This is a genomic window from Devosia sp., from assembly GCF_040509215.1.
Lineage (GTDB): Bacteria > Pseudomonadota > Alphaproteobacteria > Rhizobiales > Devosiaceae > Devosia.
Genome location: NZ_JBEVLL010000358.1, coordinates 1 through 21,380, shown reverse-complemented (window position 1 = coordinate 21,380; position 21,380 = coordinate 1). Strand labels below are relative to the sequence as shown.

Annotated in this window: 18 protein-coding genes; 14 read left to right on the top strand and 4 right to left on the bottom strand. The window is 61.7% G+C overall.

Going from position 1 to position 21,380, the window contains the following annotated elements; all coding sequences use genetic code 11:
- Nucleotides 1-19 precede the first annotated feature (19 nt).
- The 6 genes from ABW043_RS20330 to ABW043_RS20305 are packed head-to-tail and all read left to right on the top strand — an operon-like array spanning nt 20 to nt 5,059.
- The gene (locus ABW043_RS20330) at nt 20-805 is read left to right on the top strand and encodes an ABC transporter ATP-binding protein (RefSeq protein WP_353923016.1); all 786 of its coding nucleotides are present in this window, start codon (nt 20-22) and stop codon (nt 803-805) included.
- Nucleotides 805-1,509 carry an ABC transporter ATP-binding protein gene (locus ABW043_RS20325; protein ID WP_353923015.1) on the top strand — a complete coding sequence of 235 codons (705 nt, stop codon included), beginning with the start codon at nt 805-807 and terminating at the stop codon, nt 1,507-1,509. The genes ABW043_RS20330 and ABW043_RS20325 overlap by 1 nt, the downstream gene beginning before the upstream one ends.
- 3 nt (nt 1,510-1,512) lie before the next feature.
- Nucleotides 1,513-2,517 (top strand): branched-chain amino acid ABC transporter permease, encoded by a 1,005-nt coding sequence (locus ABW043_RS20320; protein WP_353923014.1) that lies wholly within the window; start codon nt 1,513-1,515, stop codon nt 2,515-2,517.
- The gene (locus ABW043_RS20315) at nt 2,514-3,803 is read left to right on the top strand and encodes a branched-chain amino acid ABC transporter permease (protein WP_353923013.1); all 1,290 of its coding nucleotides are present in this window, start codon (nt 2,514-2,516) and stop codon (nt 3,801-3,803) included. Before ABW043_RS20320 ends, ABW043_RS20315 begins: the two co-directional genes overlap by 4 nt.
- A gap of 60 nt (nt 3,804-3,863) precedes the next feature.
- A complete protein-coding gene (locus ABW043_RS20310) occupies nt 3,864-4,397 on the top strand; it encodes an antitoxin Xre/MbcA/ParS toxin-binding domain-containing protein (RefSeq protein WP_353923012.1) in 534 nt (177 codons plus the stop codon).
- Nucleotides 4,398-4,399: 2 nt separating this feature from the next.
- Entirely contained in the window at nt 4,400-5,059 is a 660-nt protein-coding gene (locus ABW043_RS20305; protein ID WP_353923011.1) for an RES family NAD+ phosphorylase, read from the top strand.
- Here the strand turns inward: ABW043_RS20305 and ABW043_RS20300 are convergent, their stop codons facing one another.
- The gene (locus ABW043_RS20300; RefSeq protein WP_353923010.1) at nt 5,060-5,653 is read right to left on the bottom strand and encodes a class I SAM-dependent DNA methyltransferase; all 594 of its coding nucleotides are present in this window, start codon (nt 5,651-5,653) and stop codon (nt 5,060-5,062) included.
- Between the two features lie 77 nt (nt 5,654-5,730).
- Entirely contained in the window at nt 5,731-6,927 is a 1,197-nt protein-coding gene (locus tag ABW043_RS20295) for an ABC transporter substrate-binding protein (protein ID WP_353923009.1), read from the bottom strand.
- A 223-nt stretch (nt 6,928-7,150) separates the two neighbouring features.
- Between ABW043_RS20295 and ABW043_RS20290 the strand changes: the two genes are divergently transcribed.
- From ABW043_RS20290 to ABW043_RS20265, 6 genes are all read left to right on the top strand, one after another.
- Nucleotides 7,151-8,215 carry a glycine betaine ABC transporter substrate-binding protein gene (locus ABW043_RS20290; protein ID WP_353923008.1) on the top strand — a complete coding sequence of 355 codons (1,065 nt, stop codon included), beginning with the start codon at nt 7,151-7,153 and terminating at the stop codon, nt 8,213-8,215.
- 222 nt (nt 8,216-8,437) lie between these two features.
- Complete coding sequence (locus ABW043_RS20285; protein WP_353923007.1) at nt 8,438-9,943, top strand: putative bifunctional diguanylate cyclase/phosphodiesterase; 1,506 nt, start codon at nt 8,438-8,440, stop codon at nt 9,941-9,943.
- Between the two features lie 104 nt (nt 9,944-10,047).
- Complete coding sequence (locus tag ABW043_RS20280) at nt 10,048-10,464, top strand: protein tyrosine phosphatase family protein (RefSeq protein WP_353923006.1); 417 nt, start codon at nt 10,048-10,050, stop codon at nt 10,462-10,464.
- 107 nt (nt 10,465-10,571) lie between these two features.
- Nucleotides 10,572-14,012, top strand: coding sequence for a pyruvate carboxylase (gene pyc, locus ABW043_RS20275; RefSeq protein ID WP_353923005.1), 3,441 nt, complete (start codon nt 10,572-10,574; stop codon nt 14,010-14,012).
- A 339-nt stretch (nt 14,013-14,351) separates the two neighbouring features.
- Entirely contained in the window at nt 14,352-16,154 is a 1,803-nt protein-coding gene (locus ABW043_RS20270; protein WP_353923030.1) for an ABC transporter ATP-binding protein, read from the top strand.
- Nucleotides 16,151-18,049 carry an ABC transporter ATP-binding protein gene (locus tag ABW043_RS20265; protein WP_353923004.1) on the top strand — a complete coding sequence of 633 codons (1,899 nt, stop codon included), beginning with the start codon at nt 16,151-16,153 and terminating at the stop codon, nt 18,047-18,049. Before ABW043_RS20270 ends, ABW043_RS20265 begins: the two co-directional genes overlap by 4 nt.
- A gap of 49 nt (nt 18,050-18,098) precedes the next feature.
- Here ABW043_RS20265 and ABW043_RS20260 read toward each other — a convergent pair whose 3' ends face one another.
- Entirely contained in the window at nt 18,099-18,638 is a 540-nt protein-coding gene (locus ABW043_RS20260; protein WP_353923003.1) for a glyoxalase superfamily protein, read from the bottom strand.
- A 334-nt stretch (nt 18,639-18,972) separates the two neighbouring features.
- On the opposite strand from ABW043_RS20260, the gene ABW043_RS20255 reads away from it, so the two are divergent.
- Both ABW043_RS20255 and ABW043_RS20250 read left to right on the top strand, forming a co-directional pair.
- Nucleotides 18,973-19,950, top strand: a complete 978-nt coding sequence (locus tag ABW043_RS20255; protein ID WP_353923002.1) for a L,D-transpeptidase family protein — start codon at nt 18,973-18,975, stop codon at nt 19,948-19,950.
- A 69-nt stretch (nt 19,951-20,019) separates the two neighbouring features.
- The gene (locus ABW043_RS20250) at nt 20,020-20,721 is read left to right on the top strand and encodes a hypothetical protein (protein WP_353923001.1); all 702 of its coding nucleotides are present in this window, start codon (nt 20,020-20,022) and stop codon (nt 20,719-20,721) included.
- On the opposite strand, the gene ABW043_RS20245 is transcribed toward ABW043_RS20250, so the two are convergent.
- The coding region (locus ABW043_RS20245; protein ID WP_353923000.1) for a queuosine precursor transporter at nt 20,718-21,380 on the bottom strand (663 nt) is incomplete at its 5' end. The two genes, ABW043_RS20250 and ABW043_RS20245, sit on opposite strands and share 4 nt — an antisense overlap.

Genomic DNA, 21,380 nt, shown 5'->3' with positions numbered 1-21,380 from the left:
AGGAAATTCGGGGCGCTTAGTGACCACCGATTTGGTTATAGACGTTCGCAACGTCTCTAAAAGATTTGGCGGCCTCCTGGCCGTCAACAATTGCTCGCTCTCGGTCCGGCGCGGATCGATCACCGGGCTGATCGGCCCCAATGGTGCGGGCAAGTCGACCCTGTTCAACATGGTCGCTGGTAATATCACGCCCGATAGCGGCCAGGTCATCTTCGATGGTGCCGATGTCACTGGTATGAAGCCCTACCAGCTTTTCCGCATCGGCATGTTGCGCACCTTTCAGATCGCTCACGAATTTTCGCAGATGACGGCCCTCGAAAACCTGATGATGGTCCCTGGTGACCAGCCGGGCGAGCACCTGGTTTCGACCTGGTTCAAGCCCAGGCTGGTAAAAAACCGCGAGACCGAGGTGCGCAAGAAGGCGCTCGACGTCATCGACTTTTTGAAGCTCGGCCATGTGCGCAACGAGTTGGCAGGCAACCTCTCCGGCGGGCAGAAAAAGCTGCTTGAGCTTGGCCGTACCATGATGGTCGATGCCAAGGTCGTGCTGCTCGACGAGGTGGCGGCGGGCGTTAACAAGAGCCTCCTCAATGATCTTGCCAGCAATATCGAGCGCATGAATCGCGAGCTGGGCTACACCTTCTTCGTCATCGAGCATGACATGGACCTGATCGGACGGCTCTGCGATCCCGTCATCGTCATGGCGCAGGGCGAGAAGATCGCCGAAGGTCCAATGGCCGAAATTCGTGCCAATCCGCAAATCGTCGAAGCCTATTTCGGCTCGCCTGCCGAGGTTGCTGTCTGATGCCGCTGATTGAACTGAAACATGTGGTGGGCGGCTATGGTGGCGCCCCCATTCTCAATGGCGTCAATCTCGCCATCGAGAAGACCGATATCGGCGTCATCGTCGGGCCGAACGGCGCGGGCAAGTCGACGACGCTCAAGGCCATTTTCGGGCTCCTGAAGGTCACCGGCGGCACGATCGAGTTTGGTGGCGAGAACGTCGCCAATTCCCTTCCGGACAAGCTCGTGCCCAAGGGCTTGAGCTTTGTGCCGCAGGAAAAGAACGTTTTCACCTCGATGTCGGTCGAAGAAAATCTCGAAATGGGCGCCTTTACGCGCACCGACGATTTTCGGTCCACCATGGAATGGGTCTACGAGATGTTCCCGGTGCTGCGCGAGAAGCGTCGGCAGCCGGCGGGCGAGCTTTCGGGCGGCCAGCGGCAGATGGTGGCCATGGGCCGAGCCCTGATGAGCAAGCCGACCCTTCTGATGCTCGACGAGCCTTCGGCTGGCCTTTCGCCGCGCTACGTCATCGAGATCTTCGAGACCATCCAGCGCGTCAACAAGGAAGGCGTTGGCATTCTCATGGTCGAACAGAATGCAAGACAGGCCCTGGCCTTTGCCTCCAAGGGCTTCGTGCTTGCCAGCGGGCAGAACCGCTTCACCGGCACCGGGGCGGAGCTTATCGCCGACCCGGAAGTCGCCAAGTCTTTCCTCGGGGGCTGAGCCGTGACCGAACTCGTTTTCTTCACCAATCAGGTGGTCATTTCCGGTCTCGTTCTCGGCTGCATCTACGCGCTGGGTGCCATCGGTATCACGCTGATTTTTGGCATTCTGCGCTTCGCGCATTTTGCCCATTCCGAACTGATGACGGGCGGCGCGTTCATCGCTTTCCTGCTCGCCAGCCTCTTTGCAGCCTGGGGCATCGTTACGCCGATCCCCACCGGGTTTGTCGTGCTGCCCATCGCCATGGTGCTGGCTGCAATCATGGCACTCGGGATCGACAAGGGTTTTTATGCGCCACTGCGCAAGCGTGGCGCCAAGCCGGTGACGCTGTTGATCGCGTCCATTGGCGTGACGCTGATGATCCAGGGGCTTATTCGCCTGTTCTTCGGCGCGGGTTCTTATTCGTTCTTCGAAACCGAGCCCAAGGAAGTGTTCCGCATCGACATGGCCGGTATCGGTTCGACAAGGCCGCTTGTCATCACCGAGCCGCAGGTGCTGATGATTCTGGTCACCGTCGTCTCCGTGCTGGCACTGCATTTCTTTCTGACCCGCTCGCGGCTAGGCAAGGCCATGCGCGCCATGGCCGACAATGCTGACCTCGCCCAGGTTTCGGGCATCAATACCGCGCTCGTCGTGCGCGTGACTTGGATCATCGCCGGGGCGCTCGGCTGCATGGCCGGCACCATGCTGGCGCTCGATGTGACTCTGAAGCCCGACCTCGCCTTCAACATCATCCTGCCGATCTTTGCCGCCGCCATCGTCGGCGGTCTCGGCCAGGCCTATGGTGCTATCGCCGGTGGGCTGCTTATCGGCTTTGCCGAAACGCTGGCGGTGTTCAACTGGACCATGCTGCTGCGGCCGCTCAATGCGATCCTGCCCGAGTGGATGCAATTGCCGCCGACGCTGGCTCTGGTGCCGACTGAATATAAGCTCACCGTTGCATTCATCATTCTTGTCGTGACGCTGCTGGTGCGGCCGACCGGTATCTTCAAGGGAGCCTCGTCATGATCCAGCGTTCCCTGACGCTTTTCGGCGGCCTGTTTGTCCTGATCCTGCTCATGGGCTGGGTGATGGGTGCTCCCTTCACCTCCTCGCGCCTTGTCGAAGCTGCCGCCTATGCGCTGATTGCCCTGGGGCTCAATATCCAGTGGGGCTATGGCGGGCTGTTCAATTTTGGCATCATGGGCTTCCTGATGGTCGGCGGCGCCGCCGTTACCTTCATTTCCTATCCGGTCAATCCCGTTTTCTGGGGCGGGGAAGGTCCGGCAATGCTGGGCAAGGCACTGTTCGCCTTCGCAATCGGGGCCCTGCTGGTGCTGGCCGCGCGCAAGGCTGATCGAGTCGGGATTACCGGCAAGTGGAAGGCGGCGCTGACTGTGCTCGCCTGGTTCGTCGCCTATATCCTCTATCGCAGCCAGATCGATCCGGCCGCGGCCTATATCGAATCTGCTGCCGGTGGTGGCTGGGTTGGCGGCCTTGGCGGCCATCCGGTTCTCGGCTGGCTTTTTGGCGGCGTACTCGCGGCTGGCATTGCCTATGTGGTCGGAAAAATCTGCCTTGGCCTCCGCACCGACTATCTCGCTATCGCCACGATCGGCATTTCCGAGATTATTCGCGCGCTGATCAAGAACATGGACTGGCTGACACGCGGCACCCTGACCGTTTCGCCGATCCCGTGGCCGACGCCATTGCCGCAAGAGTGGCAGGCGAGCGGCATGAACCTCGCCAATTCGCTGCTGGCGGCACGCGCGGGCTTCCTTCTCTTGGCGCTTGTGGTGCTCGGCGTCGTTTTGTGGCTGATCTCGCGCGCCTATGCCGGTCCATGGGGCCGCATGATGCGAGCCATCCGCGACAACCACATCGCGGCGACCTCCATGGGCAAGAACGTCACGGCCCGCCAACTCGAAATCTTCGTTTTCGGCTCGGTGCTGATGGGCATTGGCGGCGCCATGCTGGTCAGCTTCGTGCAGATTTTCGATCCCTCGAGCTATCAGCCGATCAACCACACCTTCCTCATCTGGGTCATGGTGATCGTGGGCGGTGCAGGCAATAATTGGGGTGCGCTGTTCGGCGCGGTGCTGCTCTGGTTGATCTGGGTCGTCTCCGAGCCGCTGTCCAAGGCAGTGTTCGAATTCGTCAGCACCTGGTCGACGCAGTTCGGTTGGGGCGCGATCCCCGAAATCGAGGCGCGTTCGGCGCAGATGCGCGTCTTCGTGCTCGGACTCGTCATCACCATTGCGCTGCGATTTGCACCCAAGGGGCTGATCCCCGAAGTGGTCAAACGCGAAAACTGATCTGCCCAAAACTTGACAAATGTCCAAATATAGACAATCTTGATCTCGAAGGAGATTGAGATGTCTGTATTTGGCTTTGGTGAGGCGCCGCAGTCCGCGCTTGCTGGTCAGGCTCAGGTTCTCGGCGTTGAACGCTTCGAGCCTGCCAATCGGCGGCGGCTGAGTGCGCCGGCGCTCCGCACCTTTGTGGCCATTGCCGATCTCTGGGGGCTCAACGAGGAGCAGCGCCGGCTGGTACTGGGCTATCCGAGCCGGTCGACCTATCAGAACTGGATGAAGATCGCTCGCGAGCAGGGCGAGGTGACGCTCGACGTCGATGCGCTTATGCGCCTTTCGGGCGTGTTCGGCATTCATCAGGCATTGGGCGTGCTCTTTGGCGATGCGCAGGAGCAGCTAGGTTGGCTCAAGGGGCCGCACGATGCGCCGGTCTTTGGCGGGCAAAAGCCGCTCAGCCTGATCACGTCCGGTTCGGTCGATGGCATCGTGCAGGTCCGGCGCTTTCTCGATGCGGCGCGGGGCGGGGTATATATGGCGCCCAATGGCCTCGATGCCGATTTTCCGGCGACGACGGCGGGAGATATCGTGTGGCGCTAGAAATGCGTCATACGCTAGCGCCGCAACCGAGCTTTCGGCTGATCCCGTCGCAATTTCCGCCAATCGGGCTTTTCGACACGGTGTCTCGCGCTGCTGATCTTGATGCGGTGATGGAGCTTGCGGGCTGGACCAATGATCGGCTCGTTGCCGAACGTATCGCCCGGTTGCCGCAAAGCGAGTGGGTGTTTGGTCGGTCCAATTCCTCCATCGTCATGGCAGCGTTCCTCCATGCGGCGCCCGATGGCGGACGATTTTCGGGGCCGGATCTTGGTGCCTGGTATGCAGCGGACAGGATCGAGACCGGTCTTGCCGAGGTGGCGCACCACCTGCGGCGCGAGGCCTTTGCACGACGCCAAGCGACCGCGACGCGCCGTTTCCGCGTCTATGTCGCCCGGCTCGAGGGCACGTTCGTCGATCTCTGCGGGGCTGATGAACCCGCGCTCTACGATCGGCAGGATTATGCCGCGAGCCAGGCGTTTGGAGAGCGCCAGCGGGCGTCCGGCGAAGACGGTATTGCTTACGACAGCCTGCGCTTTGTGGGTGGGGTCGCCGTCTGTGCCTACCGGCCGAGCAAGGTGCTCGACGTGGTGCAGGCACAGCATCTTTCAGTGACGGTGCGAACGGATGGCCCGGCTATCGAGGTCGAAACGCTATCGCAATAGCTAGACCGGACGCTGGGCGGTGACCCAGAGCCATTCGGTGGGCTTTGCGTCGTAACCGCTGCCCATTCGGGTCTCGAGCACCACGTCACGCCAACCGGCGGAGGCATAGTCGGCGCGGAGACGTTCGGCGCTGGGGTAGTTGAAATAGCGCCCAAGACTGTCATGGCCCTCGCCATTGCCGGCCTTGAAACTGGCGGTGAAAACGCCATCGGGGCGCAGGGCGCGATGGATACGGCTCAGAATATCGACGAGATCGCCTGCTGGGGCGTGCAGCAGGCTGGCGCAGGCCCAGATGCCGTCATAGGCGCCGATCGCGTCGAGTTGCTCGAAGCGCAGGATGCGGACTGGCTGCCCGATGCGCCTCTCAGCTTCTGCGGCCAGTTCCGGCGTGCCATCGGTAGCATCCATGTCAAAGCCAAGGGACAGCATGTGGGCGGCGTCCCGTCCATTGCCGCAGCCAAGTTCCAGGATTTTGCCGCCGGAAGGAAGAAGGGAAAGGAAAGCGCTAAGCTGCTGGCCGGTCGGAATGGTCACATGCTGGGCGTAGGTCGCGGCATTGTCGGCGTAAAATCGTAGGGTCGGATCGTCGGTCATGCTCGGACTTCCAAGAAAAAGGCCCGGGATTGCTCCCGAGCCTCGTTTTCTGATCGGTCGATGCCTTGGGCTTCGACTTACTGGATCGTACCCTTCTCGACGAACTTGCCGCCTTCGACAGCGAGTTCGACGATGATGCCGTCAACGTCGCCAGCGGCGTCGAAGTCGAGCGGGCCACCGGCGCCTTCATAGTCGATGTCGGTGCCGGCCTTGATCAGCTCGACAGCCTTGGTCCATTCGCCGGGCAGGATCTTTTCGCCCGGAGCCGAGGAGACGTCGCGCAGCGCGGCGGCGAGACCTTCGCGGCTGGTCGAACCGTTCTTCTCGATGGCGAGAGCCAGGAGGAAGGCGGCGTCATAGGCCTGCGGAGCGTAGGTGGCGTTGGCCGTGAAATTCTCGCCGGTGAAGGCGTTGTAGATATCAACGGCCTCGCCGGTCGGGGCGCCGGCGCGGGTCGCGATCAGGCCTTCGACGGCAGCGGTGTCGATGCCGTTCAGCAGGTCGTCGCCAACCATGCCATCGCCACCAACGTAGGTGGTGAAGTTGCCGGATTCGACAGCCTGACGCAGTACGGTGTTACCCGAAGCGTTGGCATAGGCGAGGATCACGAGGTTCTGCGAGGCAACGAGGTTGCCGAGCTCGGCGCGATAATCGGCCTTGCCTTCTTCGTGAGCGAGATTGGCAGCGACGGTACCGCCGCCGGCGGTGTAGGCAGCAGCCAGTGCATCGGCAAAGCCCTTACCGTAGTCATTGTTGACATAGGTGATGGCAATGTCGTTGACGCCCTTGGAGAGAAGCAGGTTGGCCAGCTTCACACCCTGGAGAGCGTCGGACGGGGTGGTGCGGTAGACAAGGTCATTGTCTTCGAGCGTGGTCAGGGCCGGAGCCGAAGAGGCCGGCGAGATGAACACGACACCGCCCGAGAGACCCGAGCCGTTGAAGGCGCCGATGGTTTCACCGGTGCAGAGCGCGCCGACGATGCCGGTCACGTTGTCGGTGTTGATGAGCTTGTCGGCAGCGGCAGCAGCGGCCGTTGCATCGCAGGCGCCGTCGGCGGAGATGAGCTTGAGCTCGCCGCCCAGAATGCCGCCCTGCTCGTTGATCTGCTTCACGACCAGTTCAGCGCCGCCAAAGATCGGCGGGGTGAGCGATTCAATCGGGCCGGTGAAGCCGCCGATAAAGCCGATAGTGGCACCGGTGTCCTGGGCCAAAGCCGGAGCGGCGATGGACATGGCGGTAGCTGCGACCGCCAGGGTCAGGGTTTTCTTGAACAATGGACGTCCCTCTGTTGACGTTGCGCGCCGGGTGGCCTTGCCAGCCTCCTCCTTGCAGCGCTGCAACGAATGCCGGGGGCGCCTCACGCGCCCCGCTGAGAGGGACTGTTGCACATTTTCGTGTTGGGAGTCACCGGGGGTCTTGGGCAAAATGGTGAACGCTCGCGGTTGCTTAAGGCAAGGCGATTGCGCATAGACTGGCACCGTTGGAATGAGGATGCGCATGCTATTTCGGCACCCTGTTATTGCTGGCTTGTTGCTGGTCCTTCTGGCGGGTCCAGCCATCGCGCAGATCACCGTGCTCGATAGTGCCCAGGATCAACCGCAAGGTGGGGAGGCCGCGGCGCCGATTGCCCCAGCAGGGGACGTCGTCTCGACGCCGGTTGCGCCGCCGCCGCCCTGCGGCACCCAGTCGATGAGCATTGCACGCATGACTTGGCCTTCGGCGGCGCTGCTGGCTGATATTCACGCCCGCATTCTCAATGCCGAGTTTGGTTGCGACGCAAAGGTGGTGCCGGGAGACCTCGCAGCCACCGCCTCATCCATGGGTTCGACCGGCCAGCCGGCCGTGGCGCCGGAAATGTGGGTCACGCGCATTGCCGATGTCTGGAATGGCACGATTGAAACTCAGATGGTGCGCAGCGTCGCTCCGAGCTTTGCCGAGGCGACCATGGAGGGCTGGTTCATACCCGCCTATATGGAGGGCGCCTTTGGCGGGCCGCCAAGCGCTGCCGGTTTGCAACCACTGCTCTCGACCCAGACCAGTGAAACACCGGTGCGTTTCATTTCCTGCCCGGTAGATTGGGCCTGCTCGGTGATCAACCGCAATCTCATCGCAGCCTATGGGTTGGGTGATCTCGTGGAGCTGGTCGAGCCGGCCAATCGCTTCGAAATGGATGCGCTGATCGCCGAGGCGGTAAGCCGGCGAGAGAATTTCATCCTCTACTACTGGCAGCCCAATGCGGTGCTGGCGCAGCTCGATTTCCGCGCGCTCGATATGGGCGCCTATGACGAAGAGGCGATGAAGTGCCTCGCGCGTCTCTCCTGCCCCACGCCTGTACCCTCCGCCTTTCCGGCGGAAACAGTGGTTATTGCTCTGGCGGAATGGGTCTTTGCCGAAGCGCCGTCCATAGCCTCCTATTTCCAGCGCGCCACGCTGCCGATTTCGGAGATGAACACGCTGCTCGGCCAGCTCAACGAGCCCGGCGCGACGGTCGAAGCGGTTGCCGAGCGCTTCGTCGCAACCCGCCAAGACCTTTGGGGGGCGTGGGTCGGGGCGACCCCTTAGAAGGCTTTACGCGCCATATACCATAAGTTCGGGCATCGATGATTTGTCATCGAACTGTCATCCAGAGCGCTGCGCGGTGACGTAATGTGGCGTTACCTGCGCCTTTAAGCCCCTGAACTATTTATGAATCTTTCACTAAGAGAGCGGAGCCAAGCGATGCTTGCTCGCGGTATTTCCCGGCCGGGTCGCGCGCTTCGCAGAAACAGCGCGGGTGATAGGGATTTGCGTCAGGTCGACCAGATTGTCCGCATTCTTTCGAGCTACCGGGCCATCGCCGCTCTCGTTGCAGTGAGCTTGGTCGGGGCTATCGGCGCAGCACTGCTGGCGGCCGAACGGGCGGAGGGTCGGCTCGATCCTTCGATGATCCTTATTGCCATCGCTCTTGGCGGCATGGGGCTGGCGGGACTCTTTGCCGGTCATCGCATGATCCGTCGCGATCTTCTCCATTCCGCCCGTGCCACGCGGGCCATCATGGCCTCGGTGCATCGCGACGCGCTGACCGGGGTTTTTACGCGCTCCTATTTCATGGAAGCGCTGCGCAATGACGTGCATCACGGCTCGGACAAGTCGCTGGGCTATCTGCTGCTCGATATGGACAATCTCAAAGTCCTCAATGACGGGGCCGGGCACGCTGCGGGCGATGCGGCCCTGACCCATCTTGCCAAGACGATTGGCGCGGTGATGCCGGGGGCTGTTGTCGGGCGCCTCGGGGGCGACGAGTTCGGCATTGCCATTCCCGGCTGCGACAACCGAGGTGCGCTGCGGCGCCTGGGGGAAGAATTGCTGCGCCGGCTCGATCAGCCGGTCAATGTCGCCGGACGGCCGACCCGTCTTTCGGCCACCATCGGTATGGCACTGGCGCCGGCCGACGCCACCGATGTCGATGATCTCATCGCCAAGGCCGACCTCGCGCTCTACAAGGGCAAGAAGGCCGGGCGCCGCCAGGTCGTGGCCTTTGATCCTGACATGCTGGGCGATGAGCGACATCGGCGGTTTATCGAGCGCGAATTGCGCGCGGCGCTGCTGATGGACGAACTCGAACTGCATTATCAGCCGGTCTACGGCTCCGACATGCGCGTGCGCTCGCACGAGGCGCTGCTGCGCTGGCGGCATACCGTGCGAGGCATGATTCCGCCGGCGCAATTCATTGCCATTGCCGAGGAAAGCGACCTGATCGACAAGCTTGGCGATTGGGTGTTGCGGCGCGCCTGTGCCGACCTCGAGGCGCTCGGTACGCCGGTAGCGGTCAATGTGTCGCCGGCGCAATTGCGCCGCGCAGACTTCGCAAGACAATTAGGCCTGGTCGTTGAGGAGATGGGTATTGATCCCGGTAGGTTGATCGTCGAGGTCACCGAAACGGTGCCCATGGTGGCGGGTGCGGTGGAACAGGCCAATCTCGATGCGATCCGTGCCCTGGGGCTCAAGGTCGCCATTGACGATTTCGGGGCCGGGCATGCGAGCCTTCAGTATCTGCGCGGCTTTGCTTTCGACATCATCAAGATCGACCGCACCTATATCGCCAATCTCGGCGATAACAGGATCGATGCGATGATCGTCGAGGCGATTTGCGATATTGCCCGCTCGCTCAAGGTCGATGTCATCGCCGAGGGCGTCGAGACCGAAGCCCAGCTCGATATGCTGCGCCGGGCGGGGTGCGGCGCCTTCCAGGGATATCTGCTTGGACGGCCGGCGCCGCTCAAGCGTCCTTCGGTCGCCAATGCGGCCTAACCGTAACTCTTAGTACTCTTCGACTAACCGACAGTTGCATGGCTTGCCGCCCGGTGGATATAAGGGGGGCGGGAAGCCAATGGGCGAATTCGGGGAGTAGCGACTTGGACTTGAAGCGGATCAACGATCACGTCAGTGTTTCTGGGCAAATCAGCCCCGAAGATGTCGCCACGCTCAAATCCCTGGGTTTCGTTGCCATCGTCAACAACCGTCCCGACGGTGAATCACCTGACCAGCCGGCAGGTGAGGAAATCGAGGCTGCCGCCAAGGCGGCCGGGCTTGCCTATCATGCTATTCCGCTGGGGCGAGAAGGCGTCAATGCCGATCTCGTCGAGAAGACCAAGGCCGTCATCGAGGGGAGCGACGGCCCTGTATTCTGCTTCTGCCGTTCCGGCACCCGTTCGACGACCCTATGGGCGCTGAGCCAGGCTGGTGAAATGGATGCGTCCGATATCATCTCGCAGGCGGCGGAAGCCGGCTACGACATGAGCCATCTGGCCGGCATTCTTTCGAGAAGCTGACATAACCAACTTGGCGGCGTGGATGGCCCGCCATCCATTCTACCGACATTGCTGAGCCGGACCCGGGCAAACGGGTCCTCAACCTCTCCTGCTCGGAATTTAAATCGATGCCAATCAAGAAAATCCTCGTCGCCAACCGTAGCGAAATCGCCATCCGCGTGTTTCGTGCCGCCAACGAACTCGGGCTCAAGACCGTTGCGGTCTATGCCGAAGAAGACAAATTGGCGCTGCACCGTTTCAAGGCCGACGAGGCCTATCTGATCGGCAAGGGCAAGGGCCCGGTCGAAGCCTATCTGCAGATTGAAGAGTATATCCGTATCGCCCGGATCTCCGGCGCCGATGCCATCCACCCCGGGTATGGCCTCCTCTCGGAAAGCCCGGAATTCGTCGACGCGTGCGACGATGCCGGCCTCATCTTCATCGGCCCGCGCGCCCAGACCATGCGCGATCTCGGCAACAAGGTTGCCGCGCGCAATATGGCGATTGCCTCAAAGGTCCCGGTTGTGCCCGCGACGGAAGCGCTGCCTGATGATCCAGAGCAGATCAAGAAACTGGCGGCCGAGATCGGCTATCCGCTGATGCTCAAGGCGTCGTGGGGCGGTGGCGGTCGCGGCATGCGCCGCATCATGGACGAAAAGACGCTGCTTTCGGAAGTTTCGGAAGGCAAGCGCGAGGCAAAGGCGGCCTTCGGCAAGGACGAGATGTATCTCGAAAAGCTGATCGAGCGCGCCCGCCACGTTGAAGTGCAGCTTATCGGCGACGATCACGGCAATCTCGTGCATCTTTATGAGCGTGACTGCTCGGTGCAGCGCCGCAACCAGAAGGTGGTCGAGCGCGCGCCTGCGCCCTATCTCTCCGATGCGGTGCGCACGGAGCTTACCGACGCTGCAGTCCGCCTTGGTAATGCCGCGAACTATCGTGGCGCCGGCACGGTCGAATTCCTCATGGATGCCGACACCGACAAATTCTACTTCATCGAAGTGAACCCGCGCATTCAGGTGGAGCATACCGTCACCGAAGAAGTGACCGGCATCGACATCGTCAAAGCCCAGATTCACCTGCTCGACGGCGCTGTCATCGGCACACCGGAATCGGGTGTGCCGCTGCAGGAAGACATCAAGCTCAACGGCAATGCCATCCAGTGCCGCGTGACGACGGAAGATCCGGAGCAGAATTTCATTCCGGACTATGGCCGTATCACCGCCTATCGCGGCGCGACCGGCTTCGGTGTGCGTCTCGATGGCGGTACCGCCTATTCTGGTGCCGTGATCACGCGCTACTACGATCCGCTGCTCGAAAAGGTCACCTGCTGGGCTCCTTCGGCTGAAGAAGCCATTGCCCGTATGCATCGCGCGTTGCGCGAATTCCGTATTCGCGGCGTCGCGACCAATCTCGCCTTCCTTGAAAACATCATCACGCATCCGGACTTTGTCGAGAACCGCTATACGACGCGCTTCATCGATACGACGCCGGAGCTGTTCAACTTCAAGCCGCGTCGTGATCGCGCCACCAAGCTTCTCAGCTACATCGCCGATGTGACCGTCAACGGCCACCCGGAAGTCCGCGATCGCCCGCGTCCGCCGGCGGATGCCGCTGCGCCCTTCGTGCCGGAATTCGATCCGCTGATTGTCGTGGAAGGCAGCCGTCAGGTGCTCGATCGCGATGGTCCGGTTGGCCTTGCCAAGTGGATGAAGCGTCAGGGCCGCGTGCTCTTTACCGACACGACCATGCGCGACGCGCATCAGTCGCTGCTCGCAACGCGCATGCGCTCGTTCGACATCACTCGCATTGCCCAGGCCTATTCGCGTGGCCTGCCGAACCTCTTCTCCCTCGAATGCTGGGGCGGGGCAACGTTCGACGTTTCCATGCGCTTCCTCAATGAGGATCCCTGGGAACGCCTGGCCCGTGTGCGCGAAGGCGCGCCCAACATTCTGACCCAGATGCTGCTGCGCGGCAGCAACGGCGTCGGCTACACGAACTATCCCGACAATGTCGTGAAGTTCTTCGTGAAGCAGGCGGCCCGCGGCGGCGTTGACGTTTTCCGCATTTTCGACTGCCTCAACTGGGTCGAGAACATGCGCGTCTCGATCGATGCAGTGGCGGCCGAGGGCAAGGTTGCCGAAGGCGCCATCTGCTATACCGGCGATCTCTTCGACCCCGATCGCTCCAAGTATGACCTCAAATACTACGTCGGTCTTGCCAAGGAGCTGGAGGCCGCTGGCGTCCACGTGCTCGGCATCAAGGACATGGCGGGCCTTTTGAAGCCTGCTGCGGCCAGGAAGCTGATCTCGACGCTACGCAACGAGACCGATCTGCCGATCCACCTCCACACCCACGACACCTCGGGCGCTTCGGCGGCGACGGTTCTGGCGGCGGTGGAAGCTGGTGTCGACGCCGTCGACGCGGCGATGGACGCCCTCTCCTCGACCACCAGCCAGCCGACATTGGGTTCGCTCGTTGCCGCGCTTGAAGGCAGCGACCGCGATCCTGAGCTTGATCCCAAGGCGATCCGCCAGATCTCGTTCTATTGGGAAGCCGTGCGCACCCAGTACCGGGCCTTCGAGAGCGATCTCAAGGGCGGCGCCTCGGAAGTCTATCTCCACGAAATGCCGGGCGGCCAGTTCACCAATCTCAAGGAACAGGCGCGCTCGCTCGGTCTTGAAACCCGCTGGCACGAAGTCGCCCAAACCTATGCTGACGTGAACAAAATGTTCGGCGATATCGTCAAGGTGACCCCGTCCTCCAAGGTTGTCGGCGACATGGCGCTGGCCATGGTTTCGGCCGGCATCACTCGCACGGATGTCGAAAATCCGGACAAGGACATCGCCTTCCCCGATTCGGTAGTGGGCTTCTTTGCCGGCGATCTCGGCCAGCCCCCCGGCGGGTTCCCGCAGGCGCTGCAGAAGAAGGTCCTGAAGGGCAAGACGCCGCTGACCGAGCGTCCAGGCTCTTATCTCAAGGACGTGGACCTCGAAGCCGAGCGCAAGAAGATTTCGGACGAGGTCGGTGTGCCGGTCGACGATTTCCGGTTGGCCTCGTACCTAATGTACCCCAAAGTCTATTCGGATTTCGAAAAGACCCAGGACCGCTATGGTCCGACCGAAGCCCTGCCGACGCCGGTCTATTTCTACGGCCTTGACGAAGGCGACGAGCTGCTTGTCGATATCGAAAAGGGCAAGACGCTGGTCGTCAATTATCTCGGCCGCGCCCCCACCAATGAAAAGGGTGAGGTTCGCGTCTTCTTCGATCTCAACGGCCAGCCGCGCACCATTGTTGTGCCGGACCGGTTGAAGGCCGGAGAAGTCAAAGTTCGCGCCAAGGCAGTGGCGGGCGATCCCAAGCAGGTTGGCGCGCCGATGCCGGGTGTCATCTCGACGCTTGCCGTTAAGGAAGGCCAGAAGGTCGAAGCGGGTGACGTCCTGTGTTCGATCGAAGCCATGAAGATGGAAACGGCGATCCATGCCGAGGTCGATGGCGTTGTGGCGGAGCTGCTCATCCGTCCGGGCGATCAGATCGACGCCAAGGATCTGCTGGTGCGGCTGGAGTAGGCGCCCTCGCCATTTTACCGAGACCCAACAAGCCCTTTTTGGCGTTCCGCGTAGCGGGACGCCTCGCCACTCGAGCGTAGCTCTCGTGGCCTTTTCGACTTGAAAGGCTCCACTGGAGCCCTTCACCCATGACGGGACGTCGAAAAGTTGCGAAATTTGCGCAATTTGCACCTTGAATGGTACGCGCAATGCGACTTTTATAGGCAGGCATTGATTTGCCCGATCCCGGTCGACGGATCCCCGCCTCCCCCTTCGGGCTCCACTTTTTAAAGTCTGGATAGTCCCTTGCCTACCCTCAAGGCTGGCCGCGAACGTTCACGCGGCGATGCTCGGGCTCACTTGGCCGCCGTATATGCCGGCAAAGGCCGAAGCCCGTTGTTGCGCATCACCTTCTTCTCCCTGCGGCACTATTGGCAGGCGAGCCTGGCCATTGGTGCAACGATCATCGCCTCGGTGTTGCAATTGATGATCCCGCGCCTGCTCGGCCATGCGGTCGATCAGGCACAAAACGTGCTGAGCACGGCGGCGGAGGGGGCCCAGCAGGCATTGCTCTGGAGCGCGGTGACGCTGCTCCTTGTCTCGGTGGCGCGCGGATTGTTCACCCTGGTGCAGAACTACTATTCAGAATCGGTCGGCCACCATGTCGGCTACGAGTTGCGCCTCGCCTTCTACGACAAGGTGCAAAAGCTCTCCTATTCCTACCATGACCGCGTGCATTCGGGCGATCTCATCACCCTGGGTCTCCTCGATCTCGATGGCGTGCGCATGTTCTTTTCGACCGGCTTCGTGCGCACGATCCTGCTCACGGTGCTGATCGGGGTCGGCGCCTATATGCTGCTGACGACCGATGTGGTCCTGGGGCTGCTCGCCCTGAGCTTCGTGCCCTTTGTCGCCTGGCGCTCGTCGGTGGCGCAGTTGAAGCTGCGCGCTACCTGGGTCGTGCTGCAGGAGCGGCTCTCGATCATGACCCGCGTCATGGATGAGAATCTCAGCGGCATCCGCGTGGTGCGCGCCTTTTCGGGCCAGCTCTTCGAGCTTGTCAAATTCGACAAGGCATCCAAGGCGGCGCTGGAACTGGCGCATGATCGCGTGCTGATCCGCGTCAAGAACACGTCCATGATGACCTTCTCATTCTTTGCCGCCATGGGCCTGGTGCTCTGGGTCGGGGGCAACAAGGTCATTGGTGGGGAAATAAGCGTTGGTACGCTGGCAAGCTTCCTCACCTTCATGACCATCCTGCAGATGCCGGTGCGCCAACTCGGCCTGATGGTCAATTCCTTCGCCCGCGCCGATACCTGCGGCGAGCGTTTCTATGCCTTTATCGACCAAGGCATCGACATAGAGGACAAGCCGGGGGCACAGCCACTGCTGCTTGGTGAGGGGACGCTGCGCTTCGAGGACGTGCATTTCACTTATCCCGGCGCTACCCATCCGACCCTCAAGGGCATCACCTTCGAAGGTCGGGCTGGCGAGACCATCGGCATTGTCGGCGCGCCCGGCAGCGGCAAGTCGACCGTCGCCAATCTCATCCCGCGCTTTTACGACGTCACTTCGGGGCGCGTCACCATCGACGGCCAGGACGTACGCGACGTGACGCTGGAATCGCTGCGTCGGCAGGTCGGCGTGGTGCAGCAGGATTCTTTCCTCTTCACCACCACGATCGAGAACAACATCGCCTATGGCGATCCCTGGGCCAAGGAAACCAAGATCGAGAAGGCGGCGGAAAGCGCCCAGCTCCACAATTATATCATGGGCCTGCCGACCGACTACGATACCGTCGTGGGCGAGCGCGGGGTGTCCCTCTCGGGCGGTCAGCGTCAGCGCCTCGCCATTGCGCGTAGCCTCGTCATGCGCCCGGCCGTCATGGTGTTCGACGATTCAACGGCGGCTATCGATGCCGGCACCGAGCACCGTATCCGCTCGGCCATCCGCGCCTATGCCAGCGATCGCGTGACCATCATCATCGCGCATCGCCTGTCCTCACTGATGCATGCCGACACCATTCTCTTCCTCGAAGACGGCGCAATCGTCGAGCGCGGCAGCCATGCCGAACTCCTGGCTCTGGGCGGGCGCTATTCGGCGCTTTATGACCTCCAGACGCGACCGACCGAGGATATCGATGCAGAAAGGGCCGCCCAATGAGCGTGGTCGAGGACGAAGAACGGGACGTCGCGAGCTTTCCAGGCCAACGGCCGCCGCGCGCCTCGGTGGGCAGCCACCGGATCGAGGAAGAGGTCTTTGGAAAAGCCTATGACCCCAAGACGGTGCGCCGTATCTGGGCTTTCGTAAAACCCTATCGGGTCAAGATCTATCTCTCGGTGGCTGCCGTGCTGGTGTTCACCGCCACCCAGCTTGCCATTCCGCTGATCATTGGCTGGGCCATTGACGGCGCCATGGTGGCGGGCGGCAACGCCAACAATCTGACATGGGCCGTGCTCGCCTTTGCCGTGGCCGTGCTGTTCAATTTCGCCGCTTCCTACGTGCAGGAAACACAGGTGGGGCAGGTTGCCGAAAATGTGCTGTTCGACATGCGTCGCGCCATGTTCGCGCAATTGCAGCGCGTGTCCCTCAGTTTCATGGACAAGACCGAAGTCGGCCGGCTGATGAGTCGCTTGCAGGGCGACGTCAATTCCATGCAGGAATTTTTGGAAACCTCGGTCATTTCCGTTGGTGATATCGTCTTGCTCTTCGGCATCGTCGCGGTGCTGCTGACGCTCGATCCATGGCTGGGGCTCCTCACCCTCGTCACCATGCCGGTGCTGTTCATCGTCCGCATTTTCTGGCTACCGCCGGCCAAGCGCGCCTTCTGGGCAGCACATGAGACCAACTCGCTGACCAATGGCGCCATGGCCGAAGGCATCAATGGCGTGCGTACCGTGCAGAACCTTGAGCGCCAGCAGGTCAATTTCGACCTCTATGACGACAAGGCCTATCACAACCTAGAAACCCAGCTCACCGGCAGTAAATATGCTCAGGTGATGGTGCCCATCGTCGACAGCCTCACCGGCATTGCCATGGCGACCGTGGTGCTGGTCGGCGGTTCTCTGGTGCTCAACGGCACGTTGCAGGTCGGCGTCATCGTCGCGTTCCTCTTCTATATCCAGCGCTTCTTCGACCCGATCCGCTCGCTGACCATGCAATATTCGATCATGCAGCGCGCCATGACCTCGGGCCGCCGCATCACGGAAGTGCTCGACTTGCCGGTGACCATCAACGACAAGCCCGATGCCCTGACGCTGACCGGCGACATGGATGGCTCGGTTGCCTTCCACGATGTGGTCTTTGGCTACGATCCGGCGCGGCCAGTGCTGAAGAATGTCTCCTTCCGGGTCAATCCGGGCGAGACCGTCGCGCTTGTCGGACCGACGGGCTCGGGCAAGACCAGCGCCATGTCGCTCGTCCATCGCTTCTATGAAGTGCAGGGCGGGGCGGTGCTGGTCGGCGGGCATGATGTGCGCAACGTCACCCAGGAAAGCCTGGGCGAGCAGGTCGCCATGGTGTTGCAGGAGCCGTTCCTCTTTACCGGCTCGGTGTTCGACAACATCAAGTACAACAAGGCTTCGGCGACCCGTGAGGACGTCATCGCGGCGGCCAAGGCGGTTGGTGCGCATGAGTTCATCGAACGCCTGCCGGGCGGCTATGACAGCAGGCTCGAACAGCGCGGCTCCAACCTCTCGCTGGGGCAGCGCCAGCTCCTGAGCTTTGCCCGCGCACTGGTTGCCGATGCCAAAATCCTGGTGCTCGACGAGGCGACAGCCAATATCGACAGCTATACGGAACGGCAGATCCAGAAGGCTCTCGAAATCCTGCTCAAGGGCCGTACCGGCCTCGTCATCGCACACCGCCTCGCCACTATCCGCGGGGCAGACCGGATCATCGTGTTGCAGAATGGCGAAAAGATCGAAGAGGGCAATCACGACCAGCTCATGGAGCTGGGCGGGCTCTATTCGCGCCTCTACAACATGAACTACGCGAGCTTCGACGACATTCCGGATGAGCTGGTAGCCGAGGCCAATGCCAAGGCGGCCAACACCTGATCAGCTTGCATCAGCCGTCACCGCTTCTGCAGTGACGGCTGTATCGCGCTCAGGCGCCCACGATTTCCATGAAGCGAATGTGGTTGTTGAAGGGGTCGGTGACGGTCACCTCCAGCCGGTCATCGCTCTTTTCGAGCCCCGGCTTCATGTAGCGGTAGTTTTTCCCGATCAGCTCGGCATGGAAAGCGCGGATGCCTTTCATATAGACGCACATATTGCCGCCGGGCGTTGCGTCCCCGGCATGTTCGGAAAGGTGCAGTCGCAACCCTGCGCGCGAGACCTGCATATAGACCGGGAAATTTTCGCCATAGCGGTGCTCCCAATCGAGCGAGAAGCCGAGGAAGTCGAAATAGAATTCCTGGGTTTTTGCCAGATCGAAGATGCGCACGATCGGTACGGCCTGCTCGAAGGCGATGGCGGGCTGTTGGTCCTGTCTCTCGATCTTGCTCGAAAGCACGTTCCAGCTTGGAAAATCGAACTGTCGCGCCACGATTTCGAGCGCTCGGGCGTGAGCGATTTCCTTGCCGTCCTGTTCGAGGGCCAGTTTCAGTGCCTTGGCCATGGCTTTTGCATCGCGAAAATCGCGCATGGGTTCCGTCTCCACTCGGGCGAAACGTCTAGTCAGCGCTCGCATTGCCGACGGCGTCGCCCGGAAAGGAAAGGGAAGCGCGTGTCGCAAGGGAAGGCATTTGCCATGCCTCCGGGGAGGCGCGAGCTGCGGGCCGCCTTCCGGCCGCTGCAGGTTTTCTAGCGGGTTTGAGCGCGTCTGTCATCGGCTCGATATGGCCGGCCGGCATCCACACTATTGCGTGAAAAGCGGGAGCTTTTCGGCTCTGTGGGCGGCGTGATAAGGCTTCCTTCACCCAGCCTAGTCATGCTGTGCTAACCATTGCCCGTCTGGGCGGATTTTTCAGGCCCTGTTCGTGACTGCAAATATCTTTCATCGTATCGCAGCTGTCATCATCGTCCTCTGGCTGGGGTTCGGGCTTGCCGCCTGCGCCAATTTCGTCAAGGGCGGCGACAACCGGCACAACATTCCCCTGGCTCCTGCCATGGTGAAGGCGCTCTATGATATGGGCTCATCGCCCGCCGAGGGCATGGTTGTCCGCATCTTCAAGCGCGAACAGCAGCTCGAGGTGTGGAAACGCACGAGTTCTGGTCAGTACAAGGTCTTCAAGACCTATGAGATCTGCTCCTATTCCGGCGATCTCGGACCCAAGTATAGGGAAGGCGATTATCAGAGCCCGGAAGGGTTCTATACGATCACACCGGGCCTGATGAACCCGAAATCGAACTACTATCTCGCCTTCAATACCGGCTTTCCCAACAAGTTCGACCGCGCCAATGGGCGCTCCGGTTCGAACCTGATGGTGCACGGCGACTGCAAGTCGGTGGGGTGCTATGCCATGACCGATGCGGGCATTGCCGAAATCTATGCGCTTGCCCGCGAAAGCTTCAAGGGCGGCAATCCGAGCTTCCAGGTCCAGATATTCCCGTTCCGCATGACCACGGCAAGCCTGACCCAGAATGCCTCCAACCAGCACCTCAATTTCTGGCGGAACATCAAGGAAGGGTACGATTACTTCGACCTGACCAAGACCCCGCCGGCCTGGGACGTGTGCGAACAGCGCTACATTTTCAATCCGACGGCCTCGGGTCTTGATGCGATGGGACCGTGCCCGGCGACCTACCAGAATGCCGAGGTCGAGGCGCGCAAGGTCGCCGATGCAAGCGCCCTCGCCAATGTGGCAGCCGGTATCGAGCGACAGGCGGCCAACGAAGTGGCGCTGAAGGAGCGGAGCCAGGCGGTGTCGGGCTTCTTCTCGGGCATTGGCAACATGATCACGGGCACTCAGCAGCAGCAGCAGGCCACGGCCGAAGTTGCAACGCCCGCGCAATAGTATTGGTCCTTAGTTCGGCCCCAGTTTGGTGTGACCTCCGTCACGCCAATGTGAGCAGGAGCGAGCAGCGTGGACGACAAGCCGAGCGAGAAGCCATCGCCGGATACGAGGAGCGTCGGGGAAGCCCCTGACGTGCTCGTAGGAGATATCGATTCTCCCGCTCTCGCCGGCGTCAGGCGGCCCCGACGCCGCCGCCGGTTGAAGAAGAGCCTGATCTTTGGCATCTGCGCCTCGGTCATCGGGCTGGCCTCGCTTGCGGCCAGTGCCTGGATTTACACCGATATGCGGCGTGAGATGGTTCGGGTTTCAACCGAAATTGCCCAGTTGCGACTGAGCCTTGATCTCTATGTCCAGCGTGGCGCTGCGCCTGCGCCCACGACGGAGGCGCCTGATACCGGGGCTCTGTCGGCGCTCGAAAACCGGCTTGCCATTCTCGAACAGAACTGGCGCGGGGTGGCTGCTGCCGCCGAGGCAGCGCCACAGGCGGCGCCGACCGCGACCGGCCCTGCGGTTGCCAGCGAGAGCGACGGCGATTGCCTGCCCTCGGGCATGCGTCTCCTCGTCGCCGCAGGGGATTCCTATCCCGTATGCGGCACCGAGACGACGATCGAGGTGATGAATGTCAGCAATGGCTATATTTCGCTGACCGACGGCACCACCGTGCCCTCTGGCAGCACCGTGCCGCTTCCGGGCACGTCCTGCATGATCGCGGTCACCTCCGGCGGTGACGAAGCCACCACCGGTTTTGCCGAGATTCGCGTTACCTGCTAGGCGAGCGTGCTGCTACCCAGCGGCGGCAGCGGCTTGAACTTGCCCATCAGCGCACGGTAGGGGGCCAGCAGCACCAGAGCGGCAAGGAACTTCACGAGGAAATCGCCGGCGGCGAGGGACGTCCAGAGCGGGACTTCGGGGCCGACGCCGAGGAATGGCGCCGGGAAGGCCAGCGAGCCGTCCTGCAGGCCGAAGAGCGCATCGACGCCAGCAAGCGCCGGGGCGAAGGCGATGGTGAAGAAAATGGCTGTGTCGAGCATGGAGCCGAAGAGCGAGGCAGCCAACGGTGGCAGGAACCACGCCCGGACGGCGCGCAGCCGAGAGAAGATGCTGATATCGAGCAGTTGACCGGTTACGAAAGCAGCCGCCGAGGCGAGTGCGATGCGCTGGGTCGTTGCTGGCGTGCCACCGGCGTTCCAGGGCAGCGGGTTGAAGCTGAGGTAGAACGACACGGCGAGGCCGACTAAAAAGCCGACCAGAACGACGCGGCGCGCATTGCGCGGGCCGTCGTAGCGGTTGGTGAGATCAGTGATGAGGAACGCGAAGGGGAAGGTGAAGGCGCCCCAGGTCAGAAGATCGGCGAGATTGACCGAACCAAGCTGCACCTGAAAGGGATAGAGCACCAGGATATTGGACGCGGCAACGACCACGACCATGGC